This is a genomic window from Priestia sp. 53B2, from assembly GCF_056099005.1.
The window spans coordinates 357142-372892 of sequence record NZ_JBLZXA010000009.1; the positions used below are offsets into that span (position 1 = coordinate 357142).

A 15751-nucleotide genomic window follows, 5' to 3' on the forward strand; every position below is an offset into this window, starting at 1 on the left:
TTTAATCATTTGATACTTTGGCGATGCGCCCTTGTTCAATATAAACAAGCAAGATTGAAATATCAGCTGGGTTGACTCCAGAAATACGTGAAGCTTGCGCTACCGTTAGTGGACGCACTTGGTTTAATTTTTGACGTGCTTCTGTAGCTAAACCGTTAATTGCATCATAATCGATATAATCAGGAATCTTTTTGTTTTCTAACTTCTTCAAGCGTTCAACTTGCTGAAGTGATTTCTGAATATATCCTTCGTATTTCACCTGAATTTCTACTTGTTCAGCTACTTCAGAATCTACCGTTTCATCAGCTGGTGCTAATTGATGAATATGAGTATATGTCATTTCAGGGCGGCGAAGTAAATCTGTCGCACGAATGCCATCTTTTAATTCGCTGCCACCAGCTTCTTTAATCAGTTGTTGAACAGCTTCATTCGGCTTAATAATAAAGGAGAAAAGACGTTTCTTCTCTTGCTCGATTTCCGCTTTCTTCTGTTCAAATTTAGCATAGCGCTCATCGCTGATTAATCCTAGTTCACGACCAATTTCAGTGAGACGTAAATCAGCGTTATCATGACGAAGCAATAAACGATATTCTGCACGAGACGTTAGCAGACGATACGGTTCATTTGTTCCTTTTGTTACTAAATCATCCACCAATACACCAATGTAAGCATCAGAACGTCCTAAGATGACTTCTTCTTGTTCCAGCGCTCTTCTTCCCGCGTTAATTCCAGCAAGAAGACCTTGGCCTGCAGCTTCTTCATAACCAGATGTTCCGTTAATTTGTCCAGCCGTATAAAGATTTTTAATTTTCTTCGTTTCAAGCGTTGGCCATAACTGAGTCGGAACAATTGCATCATATTCAATAGCATAGCCCGCACGCATCATTTGGACTTTTTCAAGACCAGGAATTGTCGCAAGCATTTGACGCTGTACGTGCTCAGGAAGGCTTGTTGATAGTCCTTGAACATATACTTCTTGCGTATTTCGTCCTTCTGGCTCTAAGAAAATTTGGTGGCGCGGTTTATCATTAAAGCGCACAACCTTATCTTCAATAGATGGACAGTAGCGTGGTCCAGTACCTTTGATCATCCCAGAATACATAGGAGATAAGTGGAGGTTGTCATCAATAATTTGATGAGTTTGTTCACTTGTATATGTTAACCAGCAAGGCAGTTGATCTGTAATGTACTGTGTTGTTTCGTATGAGAAAGCACGAGGCACATCATCCCCAGGCTGAATCTCCGTTTTGCTATAATCAATAGTTGAGCTATTAACACGAGGTGGAGTTCCTGTTTTAAAACGGACCATGTCCAGTCCTAACTCCTCTAAGTGTTCAGAAAGCTTAATAGCCGGTTGTTGATTATTAGGACCGCTTGAATATTTTAGTTCACCTAAAATAATTTCCCCGCGTAAGAATGTCCCTGTCGTAATAACAACTGTTTTAGCTTTATACACAGCTCCCGTTTGAGTGACAACGCCCGTACATACACCGTCTTCTACGATTAACTGTTCTACCATGCCTTGCATAAGCGTTAGATTTTCTTCATTTTCTAACGTTTTTTTCATTTCATGCTGATAAGCAAATTTATCTGCTTGAGCTCTAAGCGCTCGAACAGCCGGACCTTTTCCTGTGTTTAACATTCTCATTTGAATATGAGTTTTATCGATATTTCTACCCATTTCTCCGCCAAGAGCATCAATTTCACGTACGACAATACCTTTTGCAGGACCTCCTACAGAAGGGTTGCAGGGCATAAACGCCACCATGTCTAAGTTGATGGTCAACGTTAACGTTTTAGCACCCATACGCGCAGAAGCAAGTGCCGCTTCACAACCTGCATGGCCTGCTCCAATGACAATAACATCATATTGTCCACCTTCATATTGCATAATAGTAGCCTCCTTTAATAATCTATTTTCCTAAACAGAATTGAGAGAACAACTGATCAATTAAGCTTTCGTGAACAGCATCACCAATAATTTCACCTAATAGTTCCCACGTTCTTGTTAAATCAATCTGGACAATATCGATTGGAATACCACTTTCAATGCCTGTGATAGCCTCATCGATAGCTCCTCTTGCTTGCGTTAAAAGCGCAATATGTCTTGTATTAGATAAATATGTTAAATCTTGAGATTCAATTGTTCCTCCAAAGAAAAGAGCTGCGATTGCTTCTTCAAGCTGATCTACTCCTTGTTCTTGAAGAAGCGAAGTCGTCACTATTGGATGATCACCAGCAAATTGCTGCACTTCCTCTAGATTAATTTTTTGCTCAAGATCTGTTTTATTCACAATCACGATAACGTCCATGCCTTTTACAGCTTCAAATAGCTTTTTATCTTCGTCCGTTAGTTCTTCATTAAAATTCAACACAAGCAAAATTAAATCTGCTTCTTTCAAATACTGACGGGAGCGTTCCACACCAATTCGTTCTACAATATCTTCTGTTTCACGAATTCCAGCTGTATCAACTAATCGCAGAGGAACTCCTCGCACATTGACGTACTCTTCGATTACATCTCGCGTCGTTCCAGGAATGTCTGTGACAATGGCCTTTGCATCTTGCACTAAACTATTTAGAAGAGAAGATTTCCCTACATTAGGACGTCCAATAATAACCGTAGCCAATCCTTCTCTTAAAATTTTCCCTTGATGAGAGGTTTGAAGAAGCTTATCAATTTCTTGGCGTACATTTGAAGCTTTTTCGATCAATACTTGGTGAGTCATTTCCTCTACATCGTCATATTCTGGGTAGTCAATGTTTACTTCTACATGGGCAAGTGTTTCGAGAATTTCCTGCCGTAAATGACGTACTAGCTTGGATAAACGCCCTTCCATTTGGCCAATCGCCATATTCATCGCTTTATCTGTTTTGGCACGAATTAAATCCATTACAGCTTCTGCTTGCGATAAGTCTACTCGACCATTTAAAAATGCTCGTTTTGTAAACTCACCCGGCTCAGCTAAACGGGCACCATTTGCAATAACTAACTGCAGCACACGATTAACGGATACAATTCCTCCGTGACAGTTAATTTCAATAATGTCTTCTCTAGTAAATGTCTTGGGACCTTTCATAATAGAAAGCATCACTTCTTCAACGACTTGCTCTGTCTTGGGATCTACGATATGACCGTAGTGAATGGTATGAGAAGCTACGTCTGTTAATCGTTTGTTCGAAACGCTTTTAAAGATACGATCTGCAATCGTAATTGCTTCTTCACCACTCAGGCGGACGATGGCAATAGCTCCTTCTCCCATTGGTGTAGAAATGGCTGCAATTGTATCAAAATCTAGCACCAACTTCACCTCATTTCATTTTATAAACCTTTTATTTTAAACGATGTTATATACTATCATCGTTAACAATTTTCCACGAACAAAAACATCTATTTTAAGGCCCGTGATTTGTATGAACCAAATAAATAGAATACCACAATTCACCGATTTGGAACATCTCTAACGTTCTTCTGTTATGCACAGCAAGAAAAACAGGCAGTATGTACTATTTTAACTTATCCACATGTGAATAACAACGTATGTATCTTGATTTTTTTGAGCGCTAGACCGGTAAAAATAAGCACATAAAAAAGCACTAGCTTATTTTGCTAGTGCTTTTTGGCAACTGGCTGAACCAAAATACTTCTTTTGGGTTCTTTTCCAACGGATTGTGTCTCAACTAAAGAATTTTTAGCTAACGCTTGGTGAATCATTTTTCTTTCATGAGAAGGCATTGGTTCTAGTTGAACAGATCGATTCGTTTTGATCGCCTGATTAGCTATTTTTAATGCCAGTTTTTCGACCATTTCTTTTCGTTTTTCTCGGTAGCCTTCTGGATTTAATACAACATTTAAAAATTGCTGACTGTATCGATTAGCTACCAATTGTGTGAGAAGCTGGAGCGCATTGAGGGTTTGTCCATGTTTTCCAATCAGCATTCCCGCTGAATCGCTACTAATCTCAATTATGCAATTTCTCGAGGTTTTTTTGACGTTCGTATGAATCGAAATCCCCATTTCACGGCTAACATTTGTAATAAAATGAACCGCTTCCTCTACAGGGTCAACTATTTTTGTAACTTTTACAACTGCGGGTTTTCCCTTAAAGATTCCTAAAAATCCTTTTTTGCCTGGTTCAATTATTTCTACATTTGTTTGATTTCGCTCTACTTCTAAAGCATCTAATGCTTCTTGAACAGCAGCTTCAATCGTCTGGGCCGTAATTGTGATTTCGTTCATTTTTTAACCCCTTCAATATTCGCTTGTTTTAAGTCTGGCCCTTTAATGAAGTAGGTTTGAATAATCATAAATAGATTTCCCACTACCCAATAAAGAGATAAGGCGGCTGGAAAATTGATTGCAAAAACGACAATCATGATCGGCATAACCCAAAGCATCATAGCCATTTGAGGATTTTGATTTGCATTTCCGGCCATCATCATCTTTTGCTGAATAAACGTTGTGATTCCTGCGACAACTGGTAAGATAAATAGCGGGTCACGCGCACCTAAATCAAACCATAAAAAGCTGTTGTTTGCGATTTCTGACGTTCGTGTAATCGCATGGAAAATCCCAATAAGAATTGGCATTTGAATTAGAATTGGGAAGCACCCAGCTAAAGGATTTACTCCGTAAGTTTGGAATAATGCCATCGTTTCTTTCTGCAATTGCTGCTGCGTCTGGGCATCTTTTGAACTGTACTTCTCCTTTAACTTCTGCATTTCGGGCTGAAGCGTCTGCATTGCTTTCGTGTTTCTCATCTGTTTAATCATAAGCGGTAGAATAAGTAAGCGAATCAGGATTGTGACAACGATGATCGCAACTCCATAGCTTTTAAATACCTCCGCCAGATACGTAATGACTAATGACAGCGGATACACAACATACTCATTCCAAAAACCTTTACTATCATCTGTAATAGGTTGGTTAATTTCCGTACAACCCGCTAAAACAGTTAATAGAAAGATAAGCGTTATCCCTAAAAACAACTTCTTCTTCACCTGTTTTTCCTCCTTCTACATGTTCACCTTTCAATTCTGAAAGTGCGTCAAAATCCATTATATAAGGATGCGGTAGAAAAACAACAGCTATTAAAGGCTTTTCTTCTATTGTTTATTAATCGTTTTGTCTATGTGTAAGTAATTTGCCACGCTTAAAGACATGCTGCAAGCTGCTTTTAATTTCTTCATAGCTCATTGTTGCAGCAGGCTGCCTTGCAATTACAATATAATCTTTGTCTTGCTTCAAATACGGTGTGAATTCAAACATAATTTGTTTAGCAAGGCGCTTAACTCGATTACGAGTCACGGCATTTCCAATCTTTTTGCCCACGGAGAATCCTACGCGGAAATGTTCTTGATCCGGTTTGTCTAGAACATACAAGACAAATTGGCGATTCGCTACGGACTTGCCCTTTTTAAAAACTGTTTGAAATTCATCATTCTTTTTTATACGATATCTTTTTTTCATTTTTAACAACTCCTGCCCTTTTTCAGGTCATGCTTTTATGTAGTCCCTACAGGAACAGAGGTGATTTTAGCCTTATAAAGCGAAAAAAGACCACTGGCGTCAGTGGTCTATTATGCTGATAATACTTTTCTTCCTTTACGACGACGACGAGCTAAAACTTTACGTCCATTCGCTGAGCTCATACGAGCGCGGAAACCGTGTACTTTACTGTGCTTACGTTTGTTTGGTTGGTAAGTTCTTTTCATCTATAAACACCTCCTCGAGGAATAACTGAAAAAGACAGTCCTTGCAATTATAATGAAAAGACTAAGAAGATGTCAATGTTATTTAAAAAATAATATTTTCAATCTCTTGGTTTCATTATCTGTTTTACTCAATCTTCTTCATTCTAATATCTTTATAACCCAATTGTCTATACCTAATCAATAAAATTCATTGATTTATTAAAGAAAAAATTTTTCCTTTTCATCTCTTTTTCTTTCTCTAACAGCTGCGATCGCATCCTTACTGAACAAAACTACAACAATACAGGTTATAAAAAGCCTCTTTTTTATTCAAATTCTTCTCTTAAACCTTTGTGGATAAGTTTTTTCGACATTTTTCTACTTTTCCATTTTTTATCGACAACTCATGCACACTATCTTGTGTTGTGGAAAACTTTTCTCCACAAGGTGTAGTGATTGTGGATAAGTTTCGAAAATTCATTGCATCATGCCGAATTCTTTGATATTATATTTTTGTTTTCACTCTTAATTACTTTTCCACAGTTGGTTTTTATCCACAAACTGTGGACAACTTGTGGACATCATTTCCACTATCACTGTATAAAGTTATCCACACCATGTGGAATCTGTCGAATAGTCGGCTTTCTTCTATAATATATATTTACCCACATAATAGCAATTGTATAAATATAAATTTTTTATGCATAAGGTTTTGTACAGGTTGTACAAGAGTTGTACAAAGTGCATAAAAGCTAGAAAAAGGAGGGATTGCTCGTTGGAAAACATTCATGATTTATGGAATAGAGCTTTAGATCAAATTGAAAAAAAATTAAGCAAACCTAGTTTTGAAACCTGGCTCAAATCGACAAAAGCTCATGCTTTACAAGGAGACACGCTCATTATTACTGCTCCTAATGATTTTGCACGGGACTGGTTAGAATCTAGGTATTCTAATTTAATTGCTGAAACACTTTACGATCTTACGGGGGAAGAGTTAGATGTGAAATTTATTATTCCTCCTAACCAGGCCGAGGAAGAATTCGATATTCAAACTCCTAAAAAGAAAGTCAATAAAGACGACGGAGCAGAATTTCCTCAAAGCATGCTAAATTCGAAGTATACCTTTGATACATTTGTTATCGGATCTGGAAATCGGTTTGCGCATGCAGCTTCTTTAGCAGTAGCAGAAGCGCCGGCTAAAGCGTATAATCCGCTTTTTATTTACGGGGGAGTAGGATTAGGCAAAACACACTTAATGCACGCAATAGGCCACTATGTGTTAGATCATAATCCTGCCGCTAAAGTCGTATACTTATCATCTGAAAAATTCACAAATGAGTTTATTAACTCTATTCGTGATAATAAAGCAGTAGAATTCCGCAACAAATACCGTAATGTAGATGTTTTACTGATTGATGATATTCAATTCTTAGCAGGTAAAGAGCAGACACAAGAAGAATTTTTCCATACGTTTAATACGCTTCACGAAGAAAGCAAGCAGATTGTCATCTCAAGTGATCGACCGCCGAAAGAAATTCCTACACTTGAAGACCGACTTCGCTCTCGCTTTGAATGGGGCCTTATTACAGACATCACACCACCAGATTTGGAAACACGAATTGCTATTTTGCGTAAAAAAGCAAAAGCGGACGGCTTAGTTATTCCAAATGAAGTTATGCTTTATATCGCCAATCAGATTGATTCCAATATCAGAGAATTAGAAGGAGCACTTATTCGTGTAGTAGCTTATTCTTCACTAATTAATAAAGATATAAACGCTGATTTAGCAGCAGAAGCATTAAAAGATATCATTCCTAGTTCAAAACCTAGGGTTATTACAATTCAAGACATCCAACAGATTGTTGGACAAGAATTTAATATAAAATTAGATGATTTCAAAGCGAAGAAACGTACAAAGTCAGTAGCGTTTCCTAGACAAATTGCCATGTACCTTTCTCGCGAACTAACGGATTTTTCGCTGCCTAAAATTGGAGAAGAGTTTGGCGGGCGAGACCATACTACCGTCATCCATGCGCATGAAAAAATCTCAAAACTTGTTCAAACAGATACTGACCTACAAAAACAAATTAAAGAAATAAGTGAATCACTAAAAATATAGGCTTTTTTTACTTGTATTTTGTGTATAAGTAAGTTAGGATTGTACACAGTCTGTCCACATGTGGATGGGCTGTGTTCTCGCGTTTTTGGGGGTTATCCACATTTCCACAGCCCCTATTACTACTACTATCTTAAAATATAATAAATAATAAGCTTTTAAACCTACTTTTAAGGAGGATTAATTATTATGAAATTCATCATACAGAAAGACTATCTAGTTCAAAGCGTTCAAGATGTTATGAAAGCTGTATCTTCTAGAACAACAATTCCAATTTTAACGGGGATTAAAATTGTAGCGACTGAAGAAGGTGTTACCTTAACCGGAAGTGATTCCGATATCTCAATTGAATCGTTTATTCCAAACGAAGAAGAAGGAAAAGAGATTGTTGATATCCAAAAACCAGGAAGCGTTGTTCTCCCAGCTCGTTTCTTTAGTGAAATCGTCAAAAAGCTTCCTAAAGACATTGTAGAATTAGACGTCCAAAGTCACTTTTTAACAATCATTCGTTCAGGAAAAGCTGAATTTAACTTAAATGGTTTAGATGCAGAAGAGTATCCTCATTTGCCACAGATCGAAGAAAACAACATGTTTAGATTACCGACAGACTTATTAAAAAACATGATTCGACAAACTGTCTTTGCAGTGTCCACCTCAGAAACACGACCTATCTTGACAGGTGTAAACTGGAAAGTCGATGGCAAAGAATTAACGTGTATTGCCACTGACAGTCACCGTCTAGCTTTGAGAAAAGCGACCATTGAAACTGGAAATGAAGCAACGTATAATGTGGTTATTCCAGGTAAAAGTTTAAGTGAATTCAGTAAGATCCTTGATGATTCTCATGAATTAGTAGACATTGTTATTACGGAAAATCAAGTATTATTCAAAACAAAACATTTACTATTTTTCTCAAGATTATTGGACGGAAATTATCCTGATACATCAAGATTGATTCCAGCCGATAGTAAAACGGATGTTATATTGAACGTAAAAGAATTCTTACAATCGATTGACCGCGCTTCTTTATTAGCTCGTGAAGGAAGAAACAACGTAGTAAAACTATCTACGCTGGATGAAGGAATTGTTGAAATTTCTTCTAACTCTCCTGAAATCGGAAAAGTAATTGAAGAGGTACAAAGTCAGTCTATCTCGGGAGAAGAATTAAAAATTTCTTTTAGCGCAAAATATATGTTAGACGCATTAAAAGCGCTCGAAGGAACAGATATCAAAATTAACTTCACTGGTGCGATGCGTCCATTTGTCATTCGAACATTAGAGGATGATTCAATGCTGCAGCTGATTTTACCAGTACGAACATATTAAATCTCAGAAAGCTACTAGCATGCCGTACTAGTAGCTTTCTTTTCTCAAGGAGAATTATTTAGTAAAATAGAGATACATCATTAGAAAGTGAGAGAGTCGCATGAAAACAGAGGTTAAAATTTCAACTGAATACATTACGCTTGGCCAGTTTTTAAAACTAGCAGACGTCATTCAAACAGGTGGAATGGTAAAATGGTTTTTAAGTGAGCACGAAGTATATGTAAACGGGGAGCTAGAAGAGCGCCGCGGACGCAAATTATATGCAAATGACGAAGTCGATATACCGGCTGCAGGATCATTTGTTGTTATTACTTAAAGTTGGTGAAACGTTTGTATATTAAAGAAATTACTTTAACAAATTACCGAAACTATACGAAGACAACGATTCCTTTTGAAAATAAAGTAAACGTCATTTTGGGTGAAAACGCACAGGGTAAAACAAACGTGATGGAATCGATCTTCGTATTATCTATGGCTAAATCTCATCGTACATCCAACGATAAAGAATTAATTAAATGGGACTGTGAGTATGCAAAGCTATCGGGCATTGTAGAAAAGCATAGAGGGCCTGTTACACTAGATTTAGTCATCTCAGCAAAAGGGAAAAAAGCAAAATATAATCACATTGAGCAGAAAAAACTCAGTCAATATATAGGATCAATTAACACTGTCATGTTTGCTCCGGAGGATTTGAACCTAGTTAAAGGGAGTCCGCAAGTAAGGCGCAAATTTATCGATATGGAAATTGGTCAAGTTTCGCCTGTTTACATGCATGATTTAAGCAGGTATCAAAAGATTTTGCAGCAAAGAAATCAATATTTGAAGCAGCTGCAGACAAAAAAACAGACGGATCTTTCACTTTTAGACGTACTTACGTTACAGTTAAGTGAAATGGCGGCGAAAATATTAAAAAAACGTTTTGAGTTTTTACAGTTACTCCAACAGTGGGCAGAGCCTATTCATAAAGGGATCAGTCGAGACTTGGAAACATTAAAAATTGAGTATAAGAATTCAATTGATGTATCAGAAGATGCAGATTTGTCGAAAATGTTAGAAGCATATCATCAAAAGTTTGATAAAATAAAAAGTAGAGAAATTGATAGAGGTGTCACCTTAGCAGGACCACACCGTGATGATCTTCTTTTCTACGTTAATGAAAAAGACGTTCAAACATTTGGTTCACAAGGGCAACAGCGGACGACTGCTTTATCGTTAAAGCTTGCTGAAATTGAGTTAATTCATCAAGAAGTAGGTGAATATCCAATCTTGCTTTTAGACGACGTATTGTCTGAATTAGATGATTTTCGTCAATCACACTTGCTAAATACCATTCAAGGAAAAGTTCAGACGTTTGTAACGACAACGAGCATTGAAGGAATTCATCACGAGACCTTAGAAAAAGCCGCTACATATCACGTAGAAGCTGGCCGAATTCAAAAGGTCAAATAGCAATTGATCTGTTTAAAAACTTTTCGTAAGGCAATCTAACTGAAATATGATATCATTATAGTTTTAAGTCTATATATTTCAACTCGTACCCTCGATTATGAAAATTTTGTGCATAAGTAAACAAATTGCAAATACATTAAAGGCTCCGTATTATTTCCACATAATATTCGAAAAACATAATACAAAATGATAAATACAGCAGTTTGCTGTTAAAAAAAAGTGTAGGTGATACATTTGACGATGGAACAAAAAGAAGTACAAGCATATGAAGCTGATCAGATACAAGTATTAGAAGGATTAGAAGCTGTTCGTAAACGTCCGGGGATGTATATCGGATCGACGAGTGCAAAGGGTTTACATCATCTTGTATGGGAAATTGTAGATAATAGTATTGATGAAGCGCTGGCCGGCTATTGCGATGAAATTAATGTTATTATCGAAAAGGACAATAGTATTACAGTCAAAGACAACGGTCGTGGAATTCCGGTTGGTATTCAAGAAAAAATGGGCAGACCTGCCGTTGAAGTTATCTTAACGGTTCTTCATGCCGGAGGTAAATTTGGCGGCGGCGGCTATAAAGTATCTGGTGGATTACACGGTGTAGGTGCCTCAGTTGTTAATGCACTTTCTACCTCTTTGGAAGTGCACGTACATCGTGACGGTAAAGTTCACTATCAAAAATATGAACGAGGTGTACCTGCTGCTGACTTGAAAGTAGTTGGAGAAACAGATAAAACAGGTACTGTTATTCAATTCCATCCAGACGGTGAAATTTTTACAGAAACGCTTGAATACGATTTTGATACGTTAGCTAATCGTCTGCGTGAGTTAGCTTTCTTAAATCGCGGCATTAAAATTACGATTGAAGACAAACGTGAAGAAGATAAAAGACGTGAATATCACTATGAAGGCGGAATTAAGTCTTACGTTGAACACTTAAATCGTTCGAAAGAAGTGATTCACGAAGAGCCGATCTATATTGAAGGTAATCGAGACAACATTTCTGTAGAAATTGCTATTCAATATAACGATAGCTATACAAGTAATTTATATTCTTTTGCAAACAACATTCACACATATGAAGGTGGAACGCACGAAGCAGGATTTAAAACAGCGTTAACACGTGTAATTAACGACTATGCACGTAAAAACAACGTATTTAAAGACAGTGACGCCAATCTAACGGGTGAAGATGTTCGTGAAGGAATTACAGCTATCATCTCTATTAAGCACCCAGATCCGCAGTTCGAAGGACAAACAAAAACAAAGCTGGGAAATAGTGAAGCAAGAACAATTACTGACTCTGTGTTTGCAGAACACTTAGAAACTTACTTGCTAGAGAACCCTATTGTGGCGAAAAAGGTAATTGAAAAAGGTTTAATGGCTGCAAGAGCAAGAATGGCAGCTAAAAAAGCTCGTGAGCTTACAAGACGTAAAAGCGCGCTTGAAATTTCAAACTTACCGGGTAAATTAGCAGATTGTTCATCCAAAGATCCTTCTATTAGCGAACTCTATGTAGTAGAGGGTGACTCTGCCGGAGGTTCAGCTAAGCAGGGAAGAAGCCGTCATTTCCAAGCTATTTTGCCTTTACGTGGTAAAATTATCAACGTAGAGAAAGCACGTTTAGATAAGATTTTATCTAATAACGAAATTCGTACAATCATTACCGCTCTAGGAACGGGTATTGGTGACGATTTTGATATTTCGAAAGCCCGCTATCATAAAATTGTGATTATGACAGATGCAGACGTAGACGGTGCGCATATTCGTACGCTTCTTCTAACGTTCTTCTATCGCTATATGAGACAGATTATTGAGCATGGATATGTGTACATTGCCCAGCCGCCTCTTTACAAAGTTTCACAAGGTAAAAAAGTGGAGTACGCGTACAACGATCGTCAATTAGAAGAGGTATTAGCTTCTTTCCCTGAAGGCGCAAAACCAAATCTTCAGCGTTACAAAGGTTTAGGAGAGATGAATCCTGAACAATTATGGGAAACAACAATGGATCCAGAGTTCCGTACCCTTCTTCAGGTGAACCTGCAAGATGCAATTGAAGCTGATGAGACATTTGAAATTTTAATGGGCGACAAAGTAGAACCACGCCGTAATTTCATTGAAGAAAATGCTCAGTACGTAAAAAATCTCGATATTTAAATGAACGGTAATACCCTTTATATTTTTTATAAAGGGTATATAAACGTCAGGATAGAGATAGGTTCTATCCTGCGTTTACATATATATGAATTACTATACTGAACTTCGCGAAGGAGGTTCTTATCGATGTCAGATAAACCAAACTCTCAAATAAGAGAAGTAAATATTAGTCAAGAAATGCGCGCATCCTTTTTAGATTATGCAATGAGCGTAATTGTATCGCGTGCTTTACCAGATGTAAGAGACGGACTTAAGCCTGTGCACCGTCGTATTTTATATGCAATGAATGATTTAGGTATGGGATCGGATAAGCCATATAAAAAATCAGCTCGTATCGTAGGAGAAGTAATTGGTAAGTATCACCCACACGGTGACTCAGCTGTATATGAAACAATGGTTCGTATGGCACAAGATTTTAGCTATCGTTATATGCTAATTGACGGTCATGGAAACTTTGGATCTGTTGATGGAGATGCAGCAGCAGCTATGCGTTATACAGAAGCAAGAATGTCAAAAGTTTCGATGGAACTGTTACGTGACATCAATAAAGATACAATTGATTACCAAGATAACTATGACGGTTCTGAACGTGAACCAATGGTATTACCTGCTAGATTTCCTAATTTACTTGTAAACGGTTCAGCCGGAATTGCGGTAGGTATGGCGACAAATATTCCACCGCATCAGTTAGGGGAAGTCATTGACGGCGTTTTAGCGGTAAGTCAAGACCCTGATATCACAATTGCAGAGTTAATGGAGATTATTCCAGGACCGGATTTCCCAACTGCAGGACAAATTCTTGGCCGCAGCGGAATTCGTAAAGCTTATGAAACTGGAAAAGGTTCTATTATTGTTCGCGCAAAAGTAGAAATTGAAGAACAAAGCAATGGTAAACAAACTATTATTGTTCATGAACTACCATACCAAGTAAATAAAGCAAAGCTCATTGAAAAAATTGCCGAGCTAGCTCGTGATAAGAAGATTGATGGGATTACGGATTTACGAGATGAGTCTGACCGTTCGGGTATGCGTATTGTTATTGAAGTAAGACGTGATGCAAATGCAAATGTTTTATTAAACAACTTATATAAGCAGACATCTCTTCAAACAAGTTTTGGTATTAATACCCTTGCATTAGTAGATGGACAGCCAAAAGTATTGAACTTGAAGCAATGTCTACAGTACTACTTAGACCATCAGGTAGTGGTTATTCGTCGTCGTACTGAATTTGAACTTCGAAAAGCAGAAGCACGTGCGCATATTTTAGAAGGTTTAAAGATTGCTCTTGATAATTTAGATGCTGTTATTGCTTTAATTAGAGGTTCTCAAACAACAGATATTGCACGTGAAGGATTAATGACGCAGTTTTCGTTATCTGAAAAACAAGCGCAAGCTATTTTGGATATGCGCCTACAGCGTTTAACAGGATTAGAGCGGGAGAAGATTGAAGCGGAATATCAATCTTTATTAGCGCTAATTGCTGAATTAAAAGCTATTTTAGCAGATGAAGAAAAAGTATTAGAAATTATTAGAGAAGAACTAATAGAAGTAAAAGAAAGATTCAATGACGGACGTCGAACAGAAATCGTAAGCGGAGGAGCTGAAATTATCGAAGACGAGGATCTGATTCCTCGCCAAGATATTGTTATTAGCTTAACGCACAACGGCTATATTAAACGTTTGCCTGTTTCTACGTATAAGAGTCAGCGAAGAGGCGGACGAGGTATTCAAGGAATGAATACAAACGAAGATGATTTCGTTGAACATCTTCTAACAACATCTACTCATGATACGATTCTCTTCTTTACAAATAAGGGAAAAGTCTATCGGACAAAAGGATACGAAATTCCAGAGTACGGAAGAACGGCTAAAGGGATACCTATTATTAACTTGTTAGAAGTAGACAAAGGTGAGTGGGTAAATGCCATCATTCGCGTCGATGAATTTGTAGACGATTGGTATCTATTCTTTACTACAAAACAAGGAATTTCTAAGCGTACACCTTTATCTTCTTTTGAGAACATTCGAAATAGCGGACTTATCGCCTTGAATTTAAGAGAAGAAGATGAATTGATTTCTGTTAAATTGACAGATGGTAAGCGCGATATGGTTATTGGAACGAAGAAGGGTATGTTAATTCGTTTTAATGAAAATGATGTTCGTTCAATGGGACGTACAGCTACTGGAGTTAAAGGGATCACTCTCGATTCAGAAGATGAAGTAATCGGTATGGAGATTCTCGAAGAACAATCAGATGTCTTGATCATTACGAAAAATGGTTACGGAAAACGTACGCCGATTGAAGAATATCGTGTACAAACAAGAGGCGGTAAAGGTTTAAGAACATGTAATATCACTGATAAAAATGGTGATGTTGTCGCACTGAAATGCGTATCTCAAGAAGAAGATATTATGCTTATCACAGTAAGCGGCGTTCTTATCCGTGTTTCTGTTTCAGATATTTCACAAATGGGCCGTAACACACAAGGTGTCAAAGTCATCCGTTTAGGAGACGAAGAGTTTGTTTCAACGGTTGCAAAAGTACAAACTTCAGAAGATGAAGACGAAGTATTAGATGAATTAGATGAACATGAAGAGACAGATATAATAATTGAAGCTGAAGAAACGGAAGAGTAAAAAAAAGCCCCTGAAAAAGCAGGGGCTTTTTTTATGTAAAAAAACCTTGCCATAGGCTTTTCATTTTGGTAATATATAAAAAGTCAGCAAAACATATATGAGGTTTTTAATAGTTTTAAAAAAGTTATATAAAAGTGTTGACAACGATCCTTATAAAGTGTTATTATATAGGAGTCGCTTTAAGACAAGAGTTCTTTGAAAACTGAACGAAATAGTAAACGTCAACGTTAATTTTTATTTTTTAAATGAGCAAGTCAAACATTTCTTCGGAGAGTTTGATCCTGGCTCAGGATGAACGCTGGCGGCGTGCCTAATACATGCAAGTCGAGCGAACTGATTAGAAGCTTGCTTCTATGACGTTAGCGGCGGACG

At 37.4% G+C, this 15751-nt stretch carries 12 protein-coding genes and 1 rRNA gene; 7 read left to right on the forward strand and 6 right to left on the reverse strand.

What is annotated here, in order from left to right; all coding sequences use genetic code 11:
* Nucleotide 1: 1 nt before the first annotated feature.
* From mnmG to rpmH, 6 genes are all read right to left on the reverse strand, one after another.
* On the reverse strand, nt 2–1891 hold the full coding sequence (mnmG, locus tag ACN6NE_RS10995; RefSeq protein WP_129705588.1) for a tRNA uridine-5-carboxymethylaminomethyl(34) synthesis enzyme MnmG: 1890 nt from the start codon (nt 1889–1891) through the stop codon (nt 2–4).
* Between the two features lie 22 nt (nt 1892–1913).
* Nucleotides 1914–3302, reverse strand: coding sequence for a tRNA uridine-5-carboxymethylaminomethyl(34) synthesis GTPase MnmE (gene mnmE / locus ACN6NE_RS11000; protein WP_129705590.1), 1389 nt, complete (start codon nt 3300–3302; stop codon nt 1914–1916).
* A 308-nt stretch (nt 3303–3610) separates the two neighbouring features.
* Nucleotides 3611–4240: an RNA-binding cell elongation regulator Jag/EloR gene (gene jag / locus ACN6NE_RS11005; RefSeq protein WP_074681904.1), complete on the reverse strand. Its 630-nt coding sequence runs from the start codon at nt 4238–4240 to the stop codon at nt 3611–3613.
* Nucleotides 4237–5001 (reverse strand): YidC family membrane integrase SpoIIIJ, encoded by a 765-nt coding sequence (gene spoIIIJ / locus ACN6NE_RS11010; RefSeq protein ID WP_013059928.1) that lies wholly within the window; start codon nt 4999–5001, stop codon nt 4237–4239. The genes jag and spoIIIJ overlap by 4 nt, the downstream gene beginning before the upstream one ends.
* Nucleotides 5002–5116: 115 nt before the next feature.
* A complete protein-coding gene (gene rnpA / locus ACN6NE_RS11015) occupies nt 5117–5470 on the reverse strand; it encodes a ribonuclease P protein component (RefSeq protein ID WP_013059929.1) in 354 nt (117 codons plus the stop codon).
* 110 nt (nt 5471–5580) lie between these two features.
* A complete protein-coding gene (gene rpmH / locus ACN6NE_RS11020) occupies nt 5581–5715 on the reverse strand; it encodes a 50S ribosomal protein L34 (RefSeq protein WP_013059930.1) in 135 nt (44 codons plus the stop codon).
* Nucleotides 5716–6469: 754 nt separating this feature from the next.
* On the opposite strand from rpmH, the gene dnaA reads away from it, so the two are divergent.
* The 7 genes from dnaA to ACN6NE_RS11055 all read left to right on the forward strand — a co-directional run.
* Nucleotides 6470–7813 carry a chromosomal replication initiator protein DnaA gene (gene dnaA / locus ACN6NE_RS11025; protein WP_014462075.1) on the forward strand — a complete coding sequence of 448 codons (1344 nt, stop codon included), beginning with the start codon at nt 6470–6472 and terminating at the stop codon, nt 7811–7813.
* 186 nt (nt 7814–7999) lie between these two features.
* The gene (dnaN, locus tag ACN6NE_RS11030) at nt 8000–9136 is read left to right on the forward strand and encodes a DNA polymerase III subunit beta (protein WP_013054821.1); all 1137 of its coding nucleotides are present in this window, start codon (nt 8000–8002) and stop codon (nt 9134–9136) included.
* A 100-nt stretch (nt 9137–9236) separates the two neighbouring features.
* Nucleotides 9237–9452: a S4 domain-containing protein YaaA gene (gene yaaA, locus ACN6NE_RS11035; protein WP_013054822.1), complete on the forward strand. Its 216-nt coding sequence runs from the start codon at nt 9237–9239 to the stop codon at nt 9450–9452.
* Nucleotides 9453–9466: 14 nt separating this feature from the next.
* Nucleotides 9467–10585 (forward strand): DNA replication/repair protein RecF, encoded by a 1119-nt coding sequence (recF, locus tag ACN6NE_RS11040; protein WP_474325321.1) that lies wholly within the window; start codon nt 9467–9469, stop codon nt 10583–10585.
* A gap of 240 nt (nt 10586–10825) precedes the next feature.
* Nucleotides 10826–12742, forward strand: coding sequence for a DNA topoisomerase (ATP-hydrolyzing) subunit B (gene gyrB / locus ACN6NE_RS11045; RefSeq protein ID WP_074681908.1), 1917 nt, complete (start codon nt 10826–10828; stop codon nt 12740–12742).
* 126 nt (nt 12743–12868) lie between these two features.
* Nucleotides 12869–15379, forward strand: coding sequence for a DNA gyrase subunit A (gene gyrA, locus ACN6NE_RS11050; RefSeq protein ID WP_129705594.1), 2511 nt, complete (start codon nt 12869–12871; stop codon nt 15377–15379).
* Nucleotides 15380–15642: 263 nt separating this feature from the next.
* Nucleotides 15643–15751, forward strand: a 16S ribosomal RNA gene (locus ACN6NE_RS11055); the annotation flags it as partial.